At 69.6% G+C, this 20,804-nt stretch carries 24 protein-coding genes; 14 read left to right on the forward strand and 10 right to left on the reverse strand.

What is annotated here, in order from left to right; genetic code table 11:
* Positions 1 to 6 precede the first annotated feature (6 nt).
* The gene (locus NAG42_RS22875) at positions 7 to 2,235 is read left to right on the forward strand and encodes a transglutaminase TgpA family protein (RefSeq protein WP_250032839.1); all 2,229 of its coding nucleotides are present in this window, start codon (positions 7 to 9) and stop codon (positions 2,233 to 2,235) included.
* A gap of 69 nt (positions 2,236 to 2,304) precedes the next feature.
* Positions 2,305 to 3,408 (forward strand): phospho-N-acetylmuramoyl-pentapeptide-transferase, encoded by a 1,104-nt coding sequence (gene mraY, locus NAG42_RS22880; RefSeq protein ID WP_250032841.1) that lies wholly within the window; start codon positions 2,305 to 2,307, stop codon positions 3,406 to 3,408.
* A 24-nt stretch (positions 3,409 to 3,432) separates the two neighbouring features.
* On the opposite strand, the gene NAG42_RS22885 is transcribed toward mraY, so the two are convergent.
* Complete coding sequence (locus NAG42_RS22885) at positions 3,433 to 3,750, reverse strand: hypothetical protein (RefSeq protein ID WP_250032843.1); 318 nt, start codon at positions 3,748 to 3,750, stop codon at positions 3,433 to 3,435.
* A 224-nt stretch (positions 3,751 to 3,974) separates the two neighbouring features.
* Between NAG42_RS22885 and NAG42_RS22890 the strand changes: the two genes are divergently transcribed.
* On the forward strand, positions 3,975 to 4,934 hold the full coding sequence (locus NAG42_RS22890; protein ID WP_250032844.1) for an AraC-like ligand-binding domain-containing protein: 960 nt from the start codon (positions 3,975 to 3,977) through the stop codon (positions 4,932 to 4,934).
* A 23-nt stretch (positions 4,935 to 4,957) separates the two neighbouring features.
* Here the strand turns inward: NAG42_RS22890 and NAG42_RS22895 are convergent, their stop codons facing one another.
* Together NAG42_RS22895 and NAG42_RS22900 are read right to left on the reverse strand one after the other, a co-directional pair.
* Entirely contained in the window at positions 4,958 to 5,791 is an 834-nt protein-coding gene (locus NAG42_RS22895; protein WP_250032852.1) for an SAM-dependent methyltransferase, read from the reverse strand.
* 113 nt (positions 5,792 to 5,904) lie between these two features.
* Positions 5,905 to 7,374, reverse strand: a complete 1,470-nt coding sequence (locus NAG42_RS22900) for an MFS transporter (protein ID WP_250032854.1) — start codon at positions 7,372 to 7,374, stop codon at positions 5,905 to 5,907.
* 157 nt (positions 7,375 to 7,531) lie between these two features.
* On the opposite strand from NAG42_RS22900, the gene NAG42_RS22905 reads away from it, so the two are divergent.
* The 9 genes from NAG42_RS22905 to NAG42_RS22940 all read left to right on the forward strand — a co-directional run bounded on the left by NAG42_RS22905 (position 7,532) and on the right by NAG42_RS22940 (position 12,902).
* A complete protein-coding gene (locus NAG42_RS22905; protein WP_250032857.1) occupies positions 7,532 to 8,443 on the forward strand; it encodes a helix-turn-helix domain-containing protein in 912 nt (303 codons plus the stop codon).
* 25 nt (positions 8,444 to 8,468) lie between these two features.
* Positions 8,469 to 9,065 (forward strand): DUF4232 domain-containing protein, encoded by a 597-nt coding sequence (locus NAG42_RS22910; RefSeq protein WP_250032858.1) that lies wholly within the window; start codon positions 8,469 to 8,471, stop codon positions 9,063 to 9,065.
* A gap of 64 nt (positions 9,066 to 9,129) precedes the next feature.
* Positions 9,130 to 9,744: a hypothetical protein gene (locus NAG42_RS22915; RefSeq protein ID WP_250032860.1), complete on the forward strand. Its 615-nt coding sequence runs from the start codon at positions 9,130 to 9,132 to the stop codon at positions 9,742 to 9,744.
* An 80-nt stretch (positions 9,745 to 9,824) separates the two neighbouring features.
* Positions 9,825 to 10,181: a PadR family transcriptional regulator gene (locus NAG42_RS22920; RefSeq protein ID WP_250032867.1), complete on the forward strand. Its 357-nt coding sequence runs from the start codon at positions 9,825 to 9,827 to the stop codon at positions 10,179 to 10,181.
* 77 nt (positions 10,182 to 10,258) lie between these two features.
* Positions 10,259 to 10,642 carry a hypothetical protein gene (locus tag NAG42_RS22925; RefSeq protein WP_250032869.1) on the forward strand — a complete coding sequence of 128 codons (384 nt, stop codon included), beginning with the start codon at positions 10,259 to 10,261 and terminating at the stop codon, positions 10,640 to 10,642.
* Between the two features lie 52 nt (positions 10,643 to 10,694).
* A complete protein-coding gene (locus tag NAG42_RS22930) occupies positions 10,695 to 11,423 on the forward strand; it encodes a hypothetical protein (RefSeq protein WP_250032871.1) in 729 nt (242 codons plus the stop codon).
* A 58-nt stretch (positions 11,424 to 11,481) separates the two neighbouring features.
* A complete protein-coding gene (locus tag NAG42_RS44290; protein ID WP_284045695.1) occupies positions 11,482 to 11,616 on the forward strand; it encodes a hypothetical protein in 135 nt (44 codons plus the stop codon).
* Between the two features lie 24 nt (positions 11,617 to 11,640).
* Complete coding sequence (locus tag NAG42_RS22935) at positions 11,641 to 11,931, forward strand: hypothetical protein (protein ID WP_250032873.1); 291 nt, start codon at positions 11,641 to 11,643, stop codon at positions 11,929 to 11,931.
* A gap of 71 nt (positions 11,932 to 12,002) precedes the next feature.
* Positions 12,003 to 12,902 (forward strand): helix-turn-helix domain-containing protein, encoded by a 900-nt coding sequence (locus NAG42_RS22940; protein WP_250032875.1) that lies wholly within the window; start codon positions 12,003 to 12,005, stop codon positions 12,900 to 12,902.
* A gap of 17 nt (positions 12,903 to 12,919) precedes the next feature.
* Here NAG42_RS22940 and NAG42_RS22945 read toward each other — a convergent pair whose 3' ends face one another.
* Complete coding sequence (locus NAG42_RS22945) at positions 12,920 to 13,189, reverse strand: chorismate mutase (RefSeq protein ID WP_250032877.1); 270 nt, start codon at positions 13,187 to 13,189, stop codon at positions 12,920 to 12,922.
* A gap of 58 nt (positions 13,190 to 13,247) precedes the next feature.
* On the opposite strand from NAG42_RS22945, the gene NAG42_RS22950 reads away from it, so the two are divergent.
* Positions 13,248 to 13,946: an HAD family hydrolase gene (locus tag NAG42_RS22950; protein ID WP_250032879.1), complete on the forward strand. Its 699-nt coding sequence runs from the start codon at positions 13,248 to 13,250 to the stop codon at positions 13,944 to 13,946.
* Positions 13,947 to 13,999: 53 nt separating this feature from the next.
* Here the strand turns inward: NAG42_RS22950 and NAG42_RS22955 are convergent, their stop codons facing one another.
* The 6 genes from NAG42_RS22955 to NAG42_RS22980 all read right to left on the reverse strand — a co-directional run bounded on the left by NAG42_RS22955 (position 14,000) and on the right by NAG42_RS22980 (position 19,465).
* Positions 14,000 to 14,890, reverse strand: coding sequence for a carbon-nitrogen hydrolase family protein (locus NAG42_RS22955; RefSeq protein ID WP_250032881.1), 891 nt, complete (start codon positions 14,888 to 14,890; stop codon positions 14,000 to 14,002).
* A gap of 300 nt (positions 14,891 to 15,190) precedes the next feature.
* Complete coding sequence (locus tag NAG42_RS22960) at positions 15,191 to 16,036, reverse strand: carbon-nitrogen hydrolase family protein (protein ID WP_250032883.1); 846 nt, start codon at positions 16,034 to 16,036, stop codon at positions 15,191 to 15,193.
* Positions 16,033 to 16,362 (reverse strand): nucleoside triphosphate pyrophosphohydrolase family protein, encoded by a 330-nt coding sequence (locus NAG42_RS22965; RefSeq protein ID WP_250032884.1) that lies wholly within the window; start codon positions 16,360 to 16,362, stop codon positions 16,033 to 16,035. The genes NAG42_RS22960 and NAG42_RS22965 overlap by 4 nt, the downstream gene beginning before the upstream one ends.
* A 17-nt stretch (positions 16,363 to 16,379) precedes the next feature.
* The gene (locus tag NAG42_RS22970) at positions 16,380 to 17,189 is read right to left on the reverse strand and encodes a HEAT repeat domain-containing protein (protein ID WP_250032886.1); all 810 of its coding nucleotides are present in this window, start codon (positions 17,187 to 17,189) and stop codon (positions 16,380 to 16,382) included.
* A 49-nt stretch (positions 17,190 to 17,238) separates the two neighbouring features.
* On the reverse strand, positions 17,239 to 18,399 hold the full coding sequence (locus NAG42_RS22975) for an outer membrane protein assembly factor BamB family protein (protein WP_250032888.1): 1,161 nt from the start codon (positions 18,397 to 18,399) through the stop codon (positions 17,239 to 17,241).
* A gap of 103 nt (positions 18,400 to 18,502) precedes the next feature.
* On the reverse strand, positions 18,503 to 19,465 hold the full coding sequence (locus NAG42_RS22980) for a helix-turn-helix transcriptional regulator (RefSeq protein ID WP_250032890.1): 963 nt from the start codon (positions 19,463 to 19,465) through the stop codon (positions 18,503 to 18,505).
* A 97-nt stretch (positions 19,466 to 19,562) separates the two neighbouring features.
* On the opposite strand from NAG42_RS22980, the gene NAG42_RS22985 reads away from it, so the two are divergent.
* Positions 19,563 to 20,006, forward strand: a complete 444-nt coding sequence (locus tag NAG42_RS22985) for a VOC family protein (protein WP_250032892.1) — start codon at positions 19,563 to 19,565, stop codon at positions 20,004 to 20,006.
* Positions 20,007 to 20,804 lie beyond the last annotated feature (798 nt).

The following is a 20,804-nucleotide window of genomic DNA, read 5'->3' on the forward strand; positions in this document are numbered from 1 at the left end:
CTGCGGATGGTGAGGTGGGTGCGGGCGGCTGTTGTGGCTGGGGCTCTGGCCGGGATGATCACGCTGTCGGGGGTGGTGCTCGGGCGGATCTTTGCGGGGTCGTTGCTGCTGGAGTTGGTGGCCGGGGCCGCGGTCGGGTCGATGGGGCTGAGCCTGGCCTGCCGGCGGCTGCCCAACTGGGTGGTGGCGCCGCTGTCGGCGGTGCTGCTGGCCGGCTATGCCGTGCTGGCGTTGCGGATCGCGGCCAGTCGCGCGGAGCTCGGCGACCCGCTGGCGGACATCGTTCGGGAGAGTCTCCAGAACGGGATTCCGCGGCTGCTCACCGCGCTGATCCCGGTCGAGCCGACGCCGGACACCGTGGTCGTGCCGGTGATCGCGGCCTGGCTGGCCGGGCTGGCCGGGGCCGAGGTGGCGGTCCGGGCCGGGCGGGTGCTGCTGGGGCTCGTACCGGTCGCTGGTCTTTATGGCGGCGCGCTCTATGTCGTGGGGCCCAACGCGGACGCGGCCGGGACCACCACGGTGATCTTCGCGGGGCTGGCGGTGGCGGCTCTGGCGGCGAGTGCCCGGTCGAGCGCGCCGGCCGAGGGCGGAGTTCCTTCGGCCGTACGGGGTCGAGCGCTCGCCGGTGCGGCGTCGGGGCTCGTGGCGGTGCTTGTGCTGATCGTGGCGGTCGGGCCGTGGATCGGTGGCCGGGTCGGCGTGACTCCGGTCGACCCCCGGCAGTACGTCGAGCCGCCGCAGGTGGACAGCCTCGATGAGAGCCCGCTCAACCGGATCTCGGGGTGGGCCCTCACGCCGAAGGAGCCGCTGCTCAAGGTGTCGCGGGCGTCGGCCTCGCCGGGGAAACGGCTGCGGTTGCGGCTGGCCGTGCTGCCGGACTACGACGGGGTGACGTGGCGGGTCGGGGCAACCTATCGCAACGCGGGGCGGATCCTGCCCGCCCAGGCGCGGATGCCGGACGCGCAGGTCACCGAGGTGCGCCAGACCGTGATCGTCGACGGGTTGACCGGTCGGCTGCTGCCGGTCGTGCCCACACCGACCGGGGTGGACGGGGCGCGGGTCGCGTTCGACGCCGCCACCGGAACCATGATCCGGCCCGAGGGGCTGACGCCCGGGCTGCGGTATTCGGTCACCTCCGAGCTGCAGACGCCGGATCTGAACCTGCTGCCCACCGCGGACGTGCCGTCCGGCGACGCGGTGGCCCGCTACCTCGCGGTCGGCGGCGCCGAGATCCCGCCGCAGATCCAGCGCCTGGCCGACCAGCTCGCCGAGGACAACGGTGCGGCGTTCGACCGGGCGATCACCATCGAGGAGTTCCTGGCCGAGCACTACAAGAAGGTCGCCGACGCGCCCAGCGGCCACGCGTTCCCCAACCTGAACTTCTTCCTGTTCGGACCGCGGCAGCAGGGCGGCCAGGCCGGCACGTCGGAGCAGTTCGCGGCGTCGTTCGCGCTGCTGGCCCGGCTCACCGGGTTGCCCAGCCGGGTCGTGGTCGGCTTCGACGCGCCCGCGGCCGGGGGCATCGTCACGGCGCGCAGTGCGCTGGCCTGGCCCGAGGTGCTCTTCGACGGTCTGGGCTGGGTGGCCTTCGACCCGATGCCCAAGACCAAGAACCCGCGGCCGGTCGAGGAGGACTTCACCCCCAAGCCGACCAAACCGCCGCCCGCGCCTTCGGAGCCGCCACCACCGTCGGAGACCCCGCCGTCATCGGCGCCGCCGGCCGCGCTCGCCGCGAAGCAGGACGGCGGACTGCCCGCGGCTGTGGTCGCCGGTGGTGCGTCGGGGTCGGTGCTGCTGGTGCTGGTCGCCGCGGCGGGAACGCTCCTGCTGATGCGGCGGTCGCTGCGCCGCCGGCGGTTGGGTACCGGCAGCCCGGACGACCGGATCACCGGGGCGTGGGCCGAGTTCCGCGACGCGCTGCGGCTGGCCGGGCAACCGGTGCCCCCGCATCTGGCGGCGACGGAAGCTGCGACGTACGCGGGGAAACCGGAACCACCCCGCAAGCGCTTGCGAAAAGCCGTGCCGGAGCCCGCCGCAGGCGATCTGCCCCTGCTCGACGACCTGGTCGCCGGCATCAACACGGTCGGCTTCGCCCCCGGCTCGGCCGACGACAGCCAGGCGGTGCGGGCCGGTGACCAGGCTGTCGCCTTCGCCACCGAACTCCGGGCGCGCCGCTCCTGGTGGCGCCGCTGGTGGTGGAGCATCCATCCCGGTCCCCTGCGGTGGCGCCGCTGACTCCGCTGGCTTGCTGTGCCGCCGGATGGCAAGCTCACGTCCCGTGATCGTTTTCAGGGAGGCTCACTCGTGAGGGCGGTCATCGTCGCGGCCGCCGTCGCGTTCATCATCTCGCTGCTCGGCACGCCGGTGGCCATCCGCGTCTTCACCGCGCTCAAGGCGGGCCAGCCGATCCGGTCCATCGGGCTCGCCAGCAACGAGGGCAAGACGGGTACGCCCACGATGGGCGGGGTGGTGTTCATCGTGGCGACCGTCTTCGCCTACGTCGCCGGGCACATCGCCCTGACCACCCTGCCCGAACGGCAGATCGCGCAGGAGGGGCCGACCATGACGGCCTTCGTCCTGCTCGGGCTGTTCGTCTTCTGCGGCGTGGTCGGCTTCCTCGACGACTTCCTCAAGGTGCGCCGCCGCAACTCCGACGGCTTGTCCGCCAAGGGCAAACTGCTCGGGCAGGCGATCGTCGGCGGGGCGTTCGCCGTCGCCGCGCTCTACGTGGTCAGCACCAACGGTGAGACGGTGGCCAGCGAGCACATCTCGCTCATCCGCGACATCAGCTGGCTCGACGTCGGCAAGGTCGGCTCGGTGATCGTGTTCGTCTTCGTGATCACGGCGATGTCGAACGGCGTGAACCTGACCGACGGCCTCGACGGCCTGGCCACCGGTGCGTCGATCCTGGTGTTCGGGGCGTACGCGCTGATCGGGTTCTGGCAGTACCGGCACTGGTGCGCCGACGACGCGTACGTCCGCGCCAACGACTACTGCTATCAGGTCCGGGACCCGCTGGAGATCGCCATGATCGCGGCGGCCGCGGCCGCCGCCTGCGTGGGTTTCCTGTGGTGGAACACGTCGCCGGCCCGGATCTTCATGGGTGACGTGGGCTCGCTCGGGCTCGGCGCCCTGATCGGCGGGCTCGCGGTGGCCACCCGCACCACGCTGTTGTCCATCGTGATCGGCGGTCTCTTCGTCCTCATCACGACGACCTGGGTGATCCAGATCGTGTCGTTCCGCACCACCGGCCGACGCGTCTTCCGGATGGTGCCACTGCACCATCACTTCGAGCTGGCCGGATGGAGCGAGGTCAATATCGTGGTCCGGTTCTGGACCATTGCCGGTGTCTGCGTGGCGGCCGGCCTGGGCCTGTTCTACTCGGATTTCCTGGCGGCCGTGGGATGACCGCCACGCGACACCCCGGAATCGTCAACTGAGCGTGGCGTACCCGTAGTCATAGGCGTAATCGCTGCTGTTGCACGCGGCGATGCTGCGGCCTTGACCCGGCGACAGCCAGGGGCCGTACCGCTTGTAGTCCCGGGCGAAGAAAGCGTCGCACCAGGTGTAGGCGCGGTACTGGCCCGTGCCCGAGCTGCACGCAGCCCACGTGGTGTTACCGGTGCTGCGGCCGGTATTGCAGCCGGACGGGGCGGCGGTGGCCGGCCCGGCCACCACCAGAACGCTCACCACCGTCGTCGCCAGCGTTGCCGCCGCCGCCAATCGGCCTATCCCCCGTGTGATGGTCATTGATCAGCCCTCTCCTGAAAGTGGTCCGGTTGAAGTCCGAGGCGCAGCGGGTCGTCGACCAGCCTGGTGGACCGGTTGGGCCACCACCCCCGATTGGCCGCCTCGTTCCTCAGTTTCGGCAGTGTCGATGGCTTTGTCATTGGCACAGAGCGCACAGCCCTGCACGTCCGGCGCACATTGACCCGCCCCGTTACGGTGAAAACGCGTACGGGAAGCGGGGAGCCATGCTCACTGTGTTCGACAGCGCCACGATCGCCGCACGAGAACGCCTCGAGGCCTGGCGGGAAATCACCGCCGCCTCGCTGATGCCGACGGCGATCGACAGCCCGGACCCCGCGGCGTTCACCGCTCGCCTCGACTGCGTGCCGCTCGGCAGCTCGCAGGTGACGGCGCTGGCCTACACCTCGCTGTCGTCGCGGCGATCACCGCGGGAGATCCGCAAATCCGACCCGGAGCACTACCAGATCGCCCTCATCCGCGCGGGTCGGCAGGGCATAACGCAGAACGACGTCAGCACCATGATCCGCTGCGGCGACCTCGTTTTCTACGACAGTTCCGAGCCGTACGAGGCCATCAACGTCAGCGCCACATCACCGGCGGAAGCGGTGATCCTGCAGTTCCCCAAGCGGCTGCTTCCGCTGCGCGCAGACCAGGTGGCAAGCCTTTACGCCACGGCCCTGCCCGGGACCGCGGGCATCGGTCGTCTTCTCGCCACCTTCCTCTCCTCATTGGCCGATGGGCACACCCATTGCACCGAACGCGACGCGCTGCGCCTCGAGAACGTCGCGGTGGACCTGACGACTGCCGCGCTGGCCCACCACCTGGAGCTGAAGAGCCCGCCGTTGCGCTCGCCCACGCACACTCTTTACCTGCGCATCATCGCCTTCATCGAGAACAACCTGCACTGCCCCGAGCTGAACCCCACCGCGATCACCACCGCCCACCGGATCTCGCCGCGATACCTGCACCGCATCTTCCAGCTGCACCACCCGGTCGGCGTCGCCACCCACATCCGCACCCGCCGCCTGGACCGGGCACGCCGCGACCTGGCCGATCGCCGCCTCGACCACCTCACGATCGCCGGCATCGCGCGCCGCTGGGGCTTCGCCCACCCGGCGGACTTCAGCCGCGCCTTCCACCGCCACACCGGCACCCCACCGCGCGACTACCGCAACAACACCTGACCGGCCGGCATCGACCATCGGCTCTAAGGCTTGCGGGCCACCGCGCCGTAGACCGAGACCTGCGCGTCCGAGGGTGGCGGTTGATCGGCGGGCTCACCGAGATCCGGGCGCCACGCGGGCAGGATCCGCAGCCCGGGATCCACCATTTCGAGGCCGGTGAAGAATTGTTCGATCTGCTGCTTGGAACGGACTTTCATCGTGACACCCTGCCGGCGGTAGACCTCGGTCACGTGCTCCCAAGCCTCCGGACGGAACTCGCCGGTCAAGTGTGACAACGCCAGGTAGCTGCCCGCCGGCAACGCTGTCAGGAGCCGGTCGACGATGTCGCCCGGGTGGTGCTCGTCCCCGACGAAATGCAGGATCGCGAAGAGCAGCAAGCCGACCGGGCGGTCCAGGTCGAGAGTGTCGCTCAGGGTCCTCGAGCCGAGGATCGAGTCGACGTCGCGCAGGTCCGCGTCGATGTAGTCGGTCTTGCCGTCGGGGTGACTGGTCAGCAGCGCACGGGCGTGAGCCAGCACGATCGGGTCGTTGTCCACATAGACGATCCGGGAGCGGGGGTTGATCCCCTGGGCTACATGATGGACGTTCGGTGCGCTCGGTATCCCGGTCCCGATGTCCAGGAACTGGTCGATGCCCTGCTCGGCCAGGAAGCGCACCGCCCGGCGCAGGAACAGCCGGTTCTCCCGCGGCGGGATCCGGCTGTCCGGGTTGGCCTCCATGCCCTTGCGGGCCGCCTCACGATCGGCCGCGAAGTTGTCCTTACCGCCGAGCAGATAGTCATAGACCCGGGCCGGGTGCGGGCGATCGGTGCGCAGATCCACCCGTGCCCCGGGACCCGTCTCGTCGTGATCGGACATCCGTGACATCTCCTTCGCCGGCCTCCCGCGGCCGAGTCGGCTACTGCAGGATCCTAAAGATCGGCCGCGGCCACGTCGAGGCCTGCCGGCGCCGCCTGACTTTCTTGCCGCGGTCAGGAATGGGTGATCGGGTCGACCGGACTGCCGGGCACCGGCTCGCTGAGCAACCGCGGTGCCCGCAGGAACACCGTCACGGCGACCGCGGTAAGCACGCAGAGGGCGGTGTTCACGCCGATAGCGGTCCGCACCGCGGTAAGAAGAGATTGCGCATTCTCGGCACCCAGCGAAGCCAGCGTGCTGCCGACGACGGCCGACATCACCGGGATACCGAGGGTGATGCCGATCTGCTGGCTCATGGTGGCCAGGCCCGCGGCGAGGCCCTGCTCCTCGTCGGGCAAGCCGGAGGTGGCCGTGACCATGAACCCGACGATGGCGACGAGGTTGGCGACGCCGCCGATGAAGGTTGCCACCAGCAACAGCGGCATCCAGCTGGAGGACGCACCGAGAAACACGAGGGCCAGCGTCGCCCCGGCCTGGACGATCATCCCCAGGGCCAGCGCCCGCGGCGGGTTGCCCAGACGGACGATCACCTTGGGACCCAGGACGCCACCGAGGACGGTGCCGAGACCCAGCACGGCGAACGACATGCCGGCGGCGAGCGGCGAGTAACCGAGGACCTCCTGCAGATAGAGGGTGAGCAGGAAGACGAGCGAGGTCTCGGTGGCGAAAGCCAGCCCGCCGGCGATGTTGCCCCAGGCGACGCTGCGCCTGCGCAGAATGCGAACCGGCACCAGCGGCGCGGGCACGCGGCGTTCGATCGCCCAGAAGGCGACCAGCAGCCCGGCACCGACCAGCAGACCACCCCAGGCCCGGGTGTCGGTCCATGCGTGTTCCCCGGCACTGGTGAGGCCGAAGACCACGGCCAGCAGACCCGCGGTCACCGTCACGGCGCCCGGCAGGTCGAGGCGAGGGCGCTCGCTGGGCCGGCTTTCGGCGAGTACGAGCGGGGCGACGGCCAGCACGGCGACCGCGACCGCGACGTTGATGAAGAACGCCCACCGCCAGCTCAGCAGATCAGTGACGACACCGCCAAGGATGGCGCCGGTGGTGAAACCGGCGGCCATGAGCGCGCCGTTGAGCCCGAGCGCGCGCTCCCGGCGGGGACCTTCGGGGAACGCGGTGGTGAGCAGGGAGAGGGCCGCCGGCGTCACTGCGGCGGTGGCCAGGCCCTGGGCGACGCGGGCACTCAGCAGGACCGCGGGGTCGGTGGCCAGTCCGCCGGCCAGCGACGAGATGCCGAGCAGGCCCACGCCGGCCAGGAAGAGGCGGCGGCGGCCGAAGATGTCGGCGACCCGGCCGAACAACAGGGTGAACCCGGCCGCGCACAGGCCGAAGGACGTGGCGACCCACTGCAGTCCGGACAGTGAGAAGCCGACGTCGGCGCCGATCACCGGCAGCGCCACGTTGAGAATGGAGAAGTCGACAGCAAGGGTGAAACCGGCCGTCAACAGGACGACAAGGGTGAGCCGTTCACGGCCACTCATCGCCGTCCGGGTCTCGGGCACCGAATCCGTGCTGGTCATCACAGCGACCTCCGCGTCGGGACAGGGCGATTGTTCGCCGCCCACGATCTTGAGCTGCTGATACGGCACCAACCAGCCCACTGCGGGGCCTACGCGGCGCCAGACTGGTACTGACAAGGACAGGCAGCGCGCGGGCGACGATGGGCAAGATGGGGTCATGCGAAGTGAGCACGAGGGCCGTCCCGAATTGGCCGGCTTCCTGCGAAGTCGCCGGGCCCGGGTGCGCCCCGAGGACGTCGGCCTGGTCTCGCACGGGGCGCGCCGGGTGCCTGGGCTGCGCCGTGAGGAGCTCGCTCAGCTGGCCGGCGTGAGCCCGATCTACTACACCCGCCTGGAGCAGGGGCAGAGCACGAACGCGTCGGAGTCGGTGATCGAAGCCATCGCGCGGGCGCTGGGTCTCACCGACGACGAGCGGGCCTATCTGCACGAGCTGGCCCGGCCGCGTCCGGCGAAACGGCGGCGGCCCCAGCGGGCCGAGATGGCCCGGCATGGTGTCGAGCAACTCATCACGGCGATGCGCGACATACCGGCGCTCGTGCTGGGCCGTCGCACCGAGGTCCTGGCCTGGAACGAGCTGGGGCACCTCCTGTTCGCCGGGCACTACGACCGGGATGCTCCGAAGCGGCCGGCCGACCGGCCCAACCTGACGCGCATGCTGTTCCTCGATCCGCACACCCGGGAGCTGTACCGACGCTGGGATGAGGAGGCCAGCCGGGCGGTGGCCTCGCTGCGCGTGGTCGCCGGCCGGTATCCCGATGATGCCGCGCTGACGGCGCTGGTCGGCGAGCTGATCGTCAAGAGCCCGGAGTTCGCCGCGTGCTGGGCCAAGCACCCGGTTCAGGTATGCGGCGCGGGCACCAAATACCTCCATCATCCGGTCATCGGTGATCTCGAGCTCGACTACGAGGCACTGCACCTGCCGGAGGACGACGGGCACCGCCTCCTGACCTACACGCCGGCCCCCGGCTCGAGTCACGAGGCTGCTGTTCAACTTTTGAAGGCGTCGAACCCAGCGACGGCGAACCGGCCAAGACCGCGCGTGGTTGCCGAGCCCGGCCGCCTGACCTGACCCAGGGCGCGGGCGGGAGTGCGGCATGATCGTCGACGTGGTTCTGCTGCGCCGGTTGCTGCCCTTGCTCGTGGTCCTGTTGGTGGCCTCGTGCTCGGAGCCGTGGCAGGCGACCGACGGGCTCGCGCCCCTGGCTGCGCCGAGCGTCGCGGCCTCGTCGCCCGTTGTTCCCCGCTCCGCTGGTCCCACTGCTCCGGAGGCGATCGAGCCGGCGTCCGCCTGTGCCGTGATCGGCGTGCTGATCACGGCCGATCGCGGGGACGCGGCGATGGGGTACCGGGAAATGCCGCTGACGATCCGGAACTGCGGCACCGAGCCGTACGAGATGAAGGGACGGCCGGACATTGTCGTGCTCGACGGAGACGGTCGTCCGCTGAAAGTCGCCGTCGTGGCCAGCCGGCACTACACCGCGGCGCCGCGGAAAGTCGTGCTGAAGCCGGGCACCAGTGCGCGGTCCGTGCTGTCCTGGCGCAACACCGTCACCAACACGAGCGGCGGGGTGGACACCGGGGTGTCGCTGGCGGTGGCCGTGTCCACCGGCGGGACGCGCCAGCTGGTGACCCTCCAGGCACCTCTCGATCTCGGCAACACCGGACGGCTTGAGGCCAGCGCCTGGTTCTGAGCTTCCACGCCGGATCGGGCAGTCAGCCGGCCCCGCCGAGCCGGTTTGATCTACGCTCTCGGAGGTGAAGCGACGGGCGATCCTCCTCCTGAGCGTGGCCATCGTCCTGATCACGGCCGGCGGCGTCGCGAGCTGGCGCTGGTGGCACAACCGGCCGCCGTACGACCCCGGTGTGCTCGGCGCTCGGGCGACGCTTCAGCTGGTCGACCAGGCGACTGCGGACGCCGCGCTCAAACCGGTGAACGCGGTCCGAGCCGCTGAGGGCGACCAGATCGTTCTCGGCCGGGTCACCTGGTCCCGGCCGTCCCAGGCCCGCAAGGGCGACTCCTTCCGGATCGTTCTGCTGGACAAGCGCAGTCACCTGATGCCCGGCTTCATCGCCGTGACCTCGGCCCGGCCGGACGACGTCAGCACCGGCCTGGACGGCGCCATCGACAGTGCCCAGAAGCGCGACTCCTGGCTGCGGGGCGCCGGCACGCAGGAGGGCAGTGCGATTTTTGTGGAAGCGGTGGACGTGTCACCGGTGACCTTCCAGACCGTGTTCCGCGCGCCGAACCCGGAAGCACCACCCTCGTACCGGGTCCCCACGGCCCCCGTGTCTGTTGAGGACCTGCTCGTCGCCCTGATCGGTGTCGGGCCCGACGGCCAGGTCTATTGGACGCAACGCCTTCTGAATTGAGACTGCCGCGAGTGGTCGCCGCGGCGCCACCGCATTCTTCGGCCGTTGACATCAGGAAGATATCTTCCTAACGTTGGACCGTGCCTCCACGTAAACCAGGAACGCTCCTGCCTCTCGAGGCGGACATCCTCATCGCCGCGGTGCTGGAGCGCCGCGGCGGGCAGGCGACGTTTCACGGCTTCGGCCTCGCCCGGGTCATCCAGGAGCAGTACGGGTCCCGCTCCCTCACCGCGCACGGCACGTTGTACAAGGCTTTGAACCGGCTGGAGGATCTCGGCCTGCTCACCTCGGACTGGGAAGATCCGGCCCAGGCCGTTGCCGGTCGGCCGCGCCGGCGGCTCTACCAACTGACCGCTCAGGGCATGCACATCGCCGACCGGGTCCGCGCGGACCGGACCGCGGGACGCATTCCACGATTCGCCCCCGAGACGGCATGAGGACGCCGCCGACCCGTCGCGCCGCCCATCTGGCGATCTGGTGGGCGCGGTGTTACACGCGGCGACTCCCGGACCCGGTGGCCGAGCGCCGGCTCGGCGAGCTCCGTTCCGACCTTCACGACCACATCACGGACGATCAGGCTCGCGGCACAGCCGACTGGCGTATCGCCCTCAGTGTCATGTCCCGCATGGCCCGGGGCCTGCCCGCCGACGCCGTCTGGCGCAGCCGCATCCGACCCTGGACAGGAGACGTCTTGAAATCCTTCGCCGCCATCCTCGCCGCCGGACTCGCCCTCGCCGCCGTCGGCGTGCTCGCCATCCTGTACGGCAGTGGCGACGACTCGCCAGGCCTCGTCCTCATCGGGATTCTGCTCATCATCGGCGCGTTCATCATCGGCGTGCGGACCGGCCACCGCCGCGGCCGCAGCGTCGACCACCGCCGAAACACCCGGCATCCCTGAAAGCCGCTCCACGGCTCACCGGCAGCCGGTGCCGGCGCGGTAGGTTGCGGGCGTGCAGATCGTGACCCGCACCGACCGGCCGGATCTGAACGACACGGCCGCGGCCGTGTTCAAGGAGCGGTGGCCGGAGTTCATCTTCCACGACGAGACACCCAAGAAGTACCTGAGCCGGGTCTTGGAGCACTTCAGCCACTTCGACATCCTGGTGCTCGACCAGGAGGCCGTGGTGGCCGGTGGCTGGGGCGTCCCGATCGCCTGGAACGGCGAAGCCGGCGATCTGCCGTCCGGCTACGACGAGGCCCTGGTCCGAGACGTGCAGGGGCGGGAGGCGGACATCCCGGCCACGACCCTGAGTTTCATGGCCGTCGCGGTCGGATCCGCGCAGGACAAACGTGGTCTGGCCACTGTGGTTCTGCGGGAGCTGACGCAACGGGCTCAGGAGGCCGGCCTTGCCCACGTCATCGCGCCGCTGCGGCCGACCTGGAAGCACCGTTGCCCGACGGTCCCCATGGGCGAGTATGCGGCATGGACACGAGCGGACGGGCTCTCGATCGATCCGTGGATCCGCACACATCAGCGGATGGGCGCGCGGATCCTCGGTCCGGCACCGACCTCCATGGTGATCGAGGGTTCCGTCGCGGAGTGGGAAGAGTGGACGGGCATGGTCTTCCCCGTCACCCGCGAATACGTCGTCCCGGACGCCCTCGATCTGGTCGCGATCGACCGGGAGACCGACCGCGGCGTCTATGTCGAGCAGAATCTCTGGGTTCAGCACCGCTGACCCGCGGCATACCCGGCGTGGCCTCGGAGCCGCCGTCAGCCTGGCCTGCCTGCGCGCGATGCGGGACGCCGGCGCGGCCCTCGCCGTGGTGTACCCATGCGGTGACGCCGCCTACCCGGTGCCGCGCGAGCTCTACCACCGGATCGGCTTCCGCGACGCCGGACGCACCGTCACCTATCGGCGAGGCACCTGAACCACCCTTTGGTTGAATGAGGCGGTGGAACCGAGTGACACCGAACCGTCCCCGGACCGTTTCCAGCTCACTGTCGACGACGAGCCGTTCGACGTTGCCTACGACCCGGCGCAACCCGGCGCCTATCACTACACCCGCCTCACCGGTCCTGCGCCGGGCTACGGGTTCAGCAGCCGGCGGTCCGATCAGGTGAGGAGCACGGTCGTCGAGCACGTCGAGGAGATCCGGTCCTTCCTCGACATCGTCGATCCGGTGACCGGTTACATCGAGGACGACCCGGACGATGATGGCGGGGATGACACCAGCCGTTCCTGAGGGGCCGGTGAACGACGTGATAGCGCAAGAACCGTCAAGCGTGGGTGCCGCCTGATTGGTACCGTCCGGTCGTGTCGTCGCGAATCCGCGAGTTACTCGAACTCCTCGCCGTCGTCAACTCCCGGCCGGGTGAGGATGTCTCACTGTCGGCCCTGGCGCGGCGGGCCCACCGGTCGCGTTTCGATCTCCACCGCCGTCTCCGGCGACTGACCGGTCAGACGCCGAAGACTTACACGACGCGGGTCCGGCTGGCTCGGGCCGCGGGTGAGCTGGTGGCGAGTGACCGCCGGGTGTCGGCGATCGCCCTCGACCACGGATTCGGCAGTCATGAGGTCTTCACCCGGACCTTCACCCGCCGCCTCGGTCGTAGTCCGCAGAGCTACCGCGCTCGCGGGTTGCACGTGACCGGACGGCGCATCGCGGCCGTGCACGCCTCGGCAGTGAGTTCCACGGCACCTTGCATCGGCCTCTACCGCATCAGCATCACCGAGAGGAAAACCGCTGTGCCCCTCGACATCTCGGTTCGTGATCTGCCCACCATCCACGCCCTGGTGATACGTCGCCGGATCACTCGCGACGAGATCGCGACCGCGCTCGCCGAAACCCTGCCGACAGTGTTCGGCTACGCCCAGCAACACGGGCTGGCCATCGCCGGGCCGCCGTTCGCCCGCTACCCGGAGGTCGGGATGGGTTCACTCGTCATCGAGGGTGGCATCACGATCGCCGAGCCCCCGTCAACGGCTCTCACCCACGGGATCGAGGCGCTCGTCATCCCGCCGGGCCGAGCGGTGACGGCCATTCATCGTGGGCCCTATGACAGCCTGACCGAGTCCTATCAGGAGATCGAGAAGTGGATGCGTGATCAGGGACTGTCCGCGGCCGGAGCGCCCTGGGAGACATACCTGACCGATCCCGGCGAGCGCCCGGACCCGGCGACGTGGGAAACGGAAATCGTCCAGCCGGTGCGGTGACGAGCTGGGGTACACCTCTACCGGCGATGACGATCCAGCTCGAGCTCGGTGAACGCGGTGATCATCGCGCGCCAGATCGCCTCGGCCACGGTGGCGTCCAGTCCGGCGTCCACGGCTTTGGCGCGGACGGCCGTGACAACCTGTTCGACGCGATCGGGTGCTCGCACGGCGTGCTCATCGCTCTTGAAGGCGGCCGCGGCCTCGACGAGCTCTTGGCGGCGGGCCAGCAGCGCGACGAGCTGGGTGTCGAGGTCGTCGAAGCGGGAGCGGACGTCAGCGAGAGACATGATTGTCACGGTCCTTCGGGTTGATCGGTGGCCGGCGGTGACCCGGATAGGCTGCCGCATGCTCATCAGCGAGACACTCGTACCGATTCGTGGTGTCATTTTCGACTTCCATGCCACGCTGGTCGAGGGCGGCGACGCCGATCTGTGGATCAGCTCCGCTCTTCGCCGTCTGGCCGAGAACGGAACAGCGGAGCCGGATCTGACTCCCGGCCAGATCGCGGGCCTGCGTGAGCATCTCGACCATATCTGGCAGCACGCCCACACGATCGACCCGCGCAGCGAGCGCGACCTCAGCCAGGATCGTCATCGGGACGTCTTCCAGCAGACGGCGGCCCTCTTTCCCGGCATCAAGCCCGACCTGATCGGCGCGCTGTATGCGGTGATGCCGGATCAGTGGCGGCTCTTCGCCGACACGCTTGCGGTCCTGCGCGCATTGAAGGCGCGCGGGATCCGGGTCGTGGTGCTGTCCAACATCGGGCTGGACATCCGTCCCCTCCTCGATCGGGCCGGGGTCACCGAGCTGATCGACGGCGTGGTGCTGTCGTACGAGGTGGGCCTGGTGAAGCCCGACCCGGCCATTTTCGCCCGGGCACTGGACCTGCTCGACGTTCGGGGGATCCATGCCTTGATGGTCGGCGACAGTCCCCGGGACGACGTCGGCGGCGTGCCCCTGCAGATCCGTACGCTCATCCTGCCCCGTACGCCGGGACCGGTGCACGGGCTGGGCGCGGTCCTCCAGATGATCGGGGCCGGCTGAGACAGCTGTGGTGTGGCCGGCCGGCGCCTGGCCGGCCGGCCACACTCACCGGATCAGGGGTTGGCCCGGTCGAGGCTTCTGGGGTCGTCGGGGGCCTGATGCTGGGCGTAGAGGCCGCTGCGGGCGACGCGGCGCCACGGCCGCGCATAGTTCTCGGCCGTCAGGTCGAGCTCGGCGGTGGCGATGGCAGGTACGGGATCGGGCCGGCATCGGGTGATCCAGTCACCGTCCGGGCTGATCACGCCGGAGGGAGCGTTCGGAGCGTCCTGCGCCGTGCCCGCGTAGCTGACCCAGAAACTGTTGGCCGCCGCGAGCGCCCGCGCCTGCAGGGCGAACGGGCCGTTGTTGGGCGCCGATCCCGGGCCGTGGGTGGAGAAAAGGACGCAGTCGACGTCGAGCCGTTCGTATTCCAGGAAGACCTCGGGGTACGTGGCCTCCATGCCCATCGCGCAGCCGAACCGCACGCCGTCGACGGTGAAGGTGACCGGCGCCGTGCCGGGCGTGTACATGTGGCTCACCTTGGTGTTGGACAGCATCCGCTCGTCGTAGCGGGTGGTGATCGCACCCTCGTCGGAGATGACGTAAAGGCTGAGGTGCGGGCGGCGGGGTGCGGTCAGCGGGTGCACCGAGCCCAGGACGGTCCACAGCCCCAGCTCGCCGGCCAGCTCCGTGATCGCCCGCAATTCGTGGGCCAGCGTCGGCCAATCGGCCCGGGACCAGTCGGACGGACCGACGGGCGCGGAGCCGGTGGCCGACATGATTGCCTTGTCGGGGCACGTCAGCGCGCCCTCGGGCAGGTGCAGCAACCGGGCGCCGGCCGTGTGGGCGTCGCGCATGAGGCGACGGATCTGGGCACCACTCTCACGTACGGCCGCGGTGTCGCCCGGATCGGATGACCCGGTGAGTTGGGCGACCGACAGTCGCAGTGTCGTGTTCTTCGGCATCGATTCTCCTGGCGGAGTCGTGCGGAAGTGCCGCAGCGCAGCGGTGTAGGACTCGCCGGTTTTGGCCGCTCGGGCTCGTACCCGGCGTTTGAAGTTCCTGTTCGCTGTCATCGGCCCTCCGCTGTCCCGCGCGTCGATCCCCCGCGCGATCAGACGTCCGGAACAACGAACGAGGACAGCGACCCGAGATGGGAATCCCTTTGCCTCCGTCGAGGACCGCGCGTCGGGGACGGTCGCAGGAGGTTGGGCGTGGGCCACGCCAGTACGGACGTTAGCAGCGGCCCGCCGACAACGCCACCATCAGATACTGGTCCGGTCGGTGCTGCGGAAGTCGTCGACCCGCCGGGTGGTGTAGATGTCGCCGACGCGCGCGATCTCCCGCCATGGCCGGGCTTTGTTCAGCGCGATGTCGAGCTCGGGGTCGGTGCGGTCGAGGTCCACGCAGATCACCTCGGGCCGGTCCGGGCCGGCGTGCTCGAGGACGTAGCCGTGCGGGCCGATCACCGCCGACGGGCCGGCCGCGGCGCAGGAGGCGGGCACGGCGATGCTGACCCAGTAACCGTTCGCGGCGGCATGTCCGCGGGCGAGGACTTCGAAGATCGGATCCTCGGAGTACGTCGAGAAGAGCACACAATCCACCCCGAGTTCCCGTTGCTCCAGCCACAGCTCGGGGAAGTTCACCTCGATGCAGAGCAGGCAGCCGAACCGGAACCCGTCGACCTCGAAGGTGCAGACGTGGTCGCCCGGGGTGTAGAAGCCGGTGATCTCGGAGTGCGACACCAACCGCTTGTCGTACCGGTCGGCGAGTTCGCCACGATCGTTGATGACCCACAGCGAGTTGTGGGGCCAGTGGTCGCCGGACAGCCGGTGATTGCCGCCCACCACGGCCCAGATGCCGAGCTCCGCGGCCACCGCCATCGTGGCCCGCAGCTCCGCGGCGACCGGGGCCCAATCAATCCGCCAGCCGCGGTAATAGGGCTTTGCCGCACCGGCATAACCGGAAAGAGCGCCCTCGCCGAAGTGAACCAGCCGCGCACCCTGCTCGGCGGCCTGCCGCATCGCCGCGCGGATCGCCGCCCCGTTCGCACCCGGGTCCGTGGTGACTTCCGTCTGCGCCACGGCGATCCGCATCCGCTCCGGAGTCATCGGTTGTCGCCGCTGCCACCCAGCAGGCCGCGAGCCTGCCGGCTGGCCAGTTTCTCCAGGTTGACCTGCGCGATGTCGTCCAGCGACAGGTCGAGGTAGTCGGCCAGCACCGCCACATACCAGAGCACGTCACCGAGTTCCTTGGCGATGTCGGCCCGGTCGATCCGCGACTCGTCGCTGTCGAGATCGCGGACCCACTTCTTGAACTTCTCGGCGACCTCGCCGGATTCGCCGACCAGCCCGAGCACCAGGTGAAGCAGCTCGTTCTTCTTGTCACGCGGAGCGGCGGTACGCAGGGCGCCGCGCTGATACTCACCCAGTTCCATTATCTCCGTGCCCCTGGTCAGACGCTTTCTCGTTCGGTGATGGCTGCTCGGATACGACGAAGTGTGCGCAGGGCTTTCTTCGCCGCGACCCGGACCTCGCCGTCGAACACGGTCACGCCCCGGTCGGCGGCCATCAGCCGCTCCAGGGTCGGTTTCACCCGATCGTCCCCGGTCGATCCGAGCGCGACCGCGGCCCAATACCGCTGATCCGGATCGGGGCTGTCGGCCGCGGCGAGCAGCCGGGGCACCACCTCGGGCGCGAACAGGGCCAAAGTGCTGGCCAGGTAACCGATCCGGGGGAAGCGCCGATGCTCGAACTCGTGCCAGAGCGCCTCCATCGCCGCGTCGCCACCGATGCGGGCCAGGGCGTCGGCGGCCCGCTGACGCATCCAGTCGGCCTCATCGCCGAGCAGCGGCCGCAGCGCGGGCACGACCGAGGCGTCGCCGAGAAGGCCGAGGGCGGTCACCGACTCGGCCCGGACAATCCACTGTGGGTGGTCCAGGAGCGTGACGAGCTGGGGCACGGCGGCCCGGATGTCCATGGCCGCGCAGCCCATCGCGGCCCAGGCCTGGCAGTTGTATCGGGTGTCGCCGAGCGCGGCCAGCAACGGCTCCGCCAGTCCGGCGTCCGCGAAGACGGCCGCGTGGTTCAGCGCCCGCGAATACAGCGACCGGTGAAACTTTGGGTAATCGCGCACGAGCACGTGCAGCGCCGCGATGGCTGACTCGTCACGCTGCGTCCTGGCCCGGTCGAGCAACTGATGCACATGCGCTTCGCGGGTCTCGAGGTCTCCTGATCGAAGGCCTTGCAGGTCGGCGGGATTCACCGCCCGACCATACGCGCCACCATCGGCACGCCACGACCAGGCCGGACAATCAGGGCGCGTACGCGGTGAGCGTCGACCCGGTCCGGCCGTACAGCCGCCCGTTCGCCACCATCGGGGCGCCCTGCAATCCCTTGGTGCTGGCGTCGAGTGCGATTGGTCTTCCGGTACGCGTCTCGAAAGCCGCCAGCCGGTGGCCGTTGTCCCGCCAGCCGTAAACCACTCCCCCGGCGACCGCGAACATGATGGGGGCGTCCTCGGTGAAGGTGGCCGTCCAGACCCGGTGGCCGTCGTGCGCGTCGACGGCGATCAGCTCACGGTTGAAGGTGTGCAGGTAGATCCGCTCGCCGTCGGTGGCGAATCCGAAGGTCGCGCCGTGACTGGGAAACGTCTTGAGGACCGCTCCGGTGGCTGCGCTGACGCTGCGGATACGCCCGTCCGGGTCGCAGCGCATGTAGAACGTCGCGCCGTCCGGCGACGCACCGATCGGGGTGAAACAACCCGCGCCGGCCGGCCACACCGCTTTGCCGGTCGTCACGTCGACAGCGGTTGCCGACTCGTCGCCGACCACCAGGACCCGCCCGCCGGCAGCCACGGTTTCGCCGGCGATCGATCCCTGACGCGCCCACACCCGCGAGCCGTCGGCGATGCGGTAGGCGCGGATGCCGTACTTGCTGATCGCCGCGTCCCACACCCCGCCGAGCACGATCCCCCGGTCGACGACGAAGCCGTACATGGTCTCGGGAATCCGCTTGGTGTAGAGGAGCTTGCCGGTGGTCACGTCGTGGGCGGTCAGGAAGGTCGTGCCGGACCGGCAGTCGCGGGACTGGGCGACGAGCCTGGTCCCCACGATCGCGGCGAGGCTGATGCTGGTCTTCTTGCCGGTGGCGGGGGTCCGCCAGGCCAGGGCGCCGGTGGTCGCGTCATAACCGCTGATCCGGTACGAGGCGGCGGTGATCAGCCGGTTCGCGCCGACCAGCGGTACGGCCGGTTCGGCGCACTTGGCGGTGGCCAGTGGAACGTTCCAGCGCGGCTTCAGCTTGGCTGCCACGGCGGGGGTCAGCCGGGTCTCGCCCGCGTTGTAGTAGTCGCCGGTCGCGTGAGCCGCGACCTGCCCCCAGGAGTCGGGAGTCGTCGCGGCGGCCGGAGCCGGGACGGCGACCTGGCCGGCGGTCGCACAGATCGCGGCGACCACCAGGTAACGACGTTTCACGGCGACTCCTCGGACGGGACGACAAGATCACCGTAGGGAGGAATGTCGCGCCCGCACGGGTGCCGGGCGGAGTGCTCACCCGGTCGAGGGAACTTTCCGGGTGTCACCGCCGCCCGTCTCCCGCGGCCGATGTGTATCTCTCCGCGAGGAGCGCGACCTCGCTGCGCAGCTCGGGTGAGTCGAGTACCTCGAACGGCACCTCCCACCAGCTCAGATAACGGGCGACGGAGGCGGCCGAGTCCGAGCCGACGGTGACGACGCACGCCTGGTCGCCGTCGGGCTCGACCCGGACTGCCAGTGGGGCCCGGCGCCGGATGGTCTCGGCCGGCGCGTGCAGCCGTACCCGATAGAGCTGTTGCCAGGACGCGGTCTGGATCGACCGGGTCAGGTATTCCTCAAATCCGTCCGCCGGCCCGGCACGCTCGGCGAATCGTCGCCCGTTCGGGGTCTTGACCCGCATACGATCCACCCGGAAAGTGCGCCAGCCGGCTTTCGCCGGATCCCAGCCGACGAGGTACCACCGGCCGGCTCGCAGCACGATGCGATGAGGTTCGACCTCGCGGTGCGCCTGCTCGCCGGTGGCATTGGTGTAGAGGAACCGGATTTGCTCCCGCGCTTGGGTGGCCGCTGCGATGCCGTGCAGGACGTCGATTTCCACGGTCGTCCGGCCGGTGGACACGCCGGACGTGACCGCGCTGAGGGAGGCGAGCCTCGGCCGGAGGCGAGCCGGCAGCATCGCCACGACCTTCGTCAAGGCCCGCATGGACGCGTCGGCGGTGCCGGCGACGGCGTGCGTCGCCGAAGAGGTGAGACCGACGACTACGGCGGCGGCCTCGTCGTCATCGAGCACCAGGGGCGGCAGGCGGTTGCCGGTTGCGAGCCGGTATCCGCCCGCGGCGCCCGGCACCGCCGTGACCGGGTAGCCCAACTCCCGCAGGGTCGCGATGTCGGCGCGCACGGTACGCGGTGAAACCCCGAGCTGCTCGGCCAGAGCGGGGCCAGGGTGCCGGCCGGGAACCTGCAGTCGCGACAGCAGGCGCAGCACTCGCGCGGACGTGGTCAACATGGGCCCGACACTAACTTCCCATGAGGAAGCAAACCTGCCGCGTTGTGGAGTGGTCTGTACCTGTCGCCCCGACAACCACTGCGAAGGGAACACCGCCATGAACACTCCGGTCATCGCCACCGTCGTCTTTCCCGCCCGCGACTTCCAGAAGAGCGTGGACGCCTGGTCCACCGTCTTCGGCACCGGCCCGACGTTCTCGAGCGGCGGCGTCGAGCGCGCCCCGGGCGAGGCTGACTTCGCCGTGTTCAAAACCGCGGACATCGAGGTCGGCCTCACCTCTCTGCCATGGACGGACGCACCCCTGGTCCTGCTGGACACCGCCGACATCGAGAAGACCCGCGGTGAGCTGATCGAAGCGGGGGCGGCGGTCGGGCTCGGCGAGGTGGCCGACGGTTCACTCGCCGTGCTCGGGACCGCCCCGGTGACCAACGGCGACCCCGCCACAGGCATCGTCGACGTCCCCGGATCACGCCTGGCCGTCGTTCAGCTCGCCGACGGCACCAAGCTCGGGCTTCGACAGGCCCTACCCGCCGACCGCTGACCCAGCCGACCTCAGGCCGTGTCTTTCCTCCACGATCAAACCACTCATCTGGTACGCCTCTGTGTCATGAGGCGGTGAGGAGGGGTGTTCTAGTCTGGTGATTGGCGGGTCCGGGAAGTGACTTCTCCGAAGTGTCGGCCCAGGGGTTCGGGTCGGCCGCGCTGGATTGCAGAGTCGCCCCCACTTGTCCTCCCGGGCCCGTCCTGAGCCGCTTGGCGTCGCTCATTGCGAGATGCCGGTTCGTGTCGCGGCGGAACGCCTTGGCCGGTTATTGCCGGGAACGCACTCCCGTCGGCTCGGAACGGCTCGCCGGAGCGGGATTAAGATCCCCTCATGGCGCGACTCGCACTGTTTGGCCTTCACGGTGTTATCGGTGAACCCTGGGTCCGGGTTTCCGGCAGCTTGGAGGGTGGCGAACTCCACGTGGGCGACGAAGTAATTCTCGCTGTGGATGGGGTGGACCTCGCCACGGCGATAGTTCGCCGGGTCGAGACCTACAGTCCTCCACCCATCACCACGATTGCGGTTGACGCGGCCGTTGCCGAACTCCTGCGATGAATAGCGTCGCAGTACGGGCAGGTTGTCAGGTGCGGGATGGCCGTAACTCGAGCGATCAGTGCGTCGCATAGGAACGTCGTGGCGGTAGGGAGAACAAAACTGCCGCCATCCCCTAGTAGGACTTTGTTAGGTCTTTGTGGTGTGTCGCTTGTAGCGGTCGTGTGGTGATGGTTGGCTGCCCGGTGTGGATGAGGGCAGGTTGGAGCAGGTCCGGGTGCAGCTCCAGGAGTTCGCTGCTGA

Origin of the sequence: Paractinoplanes maris (genome assembly GCF_023544465.1) — a bacterium.
GTDB classification, from domain to species: domain Bacteria; phylum Actinomycetota; class Actinomycetes; order Mycobacteriales; family Micromonosporaceae; genus Actinoplanes; species Actinoplanes maris.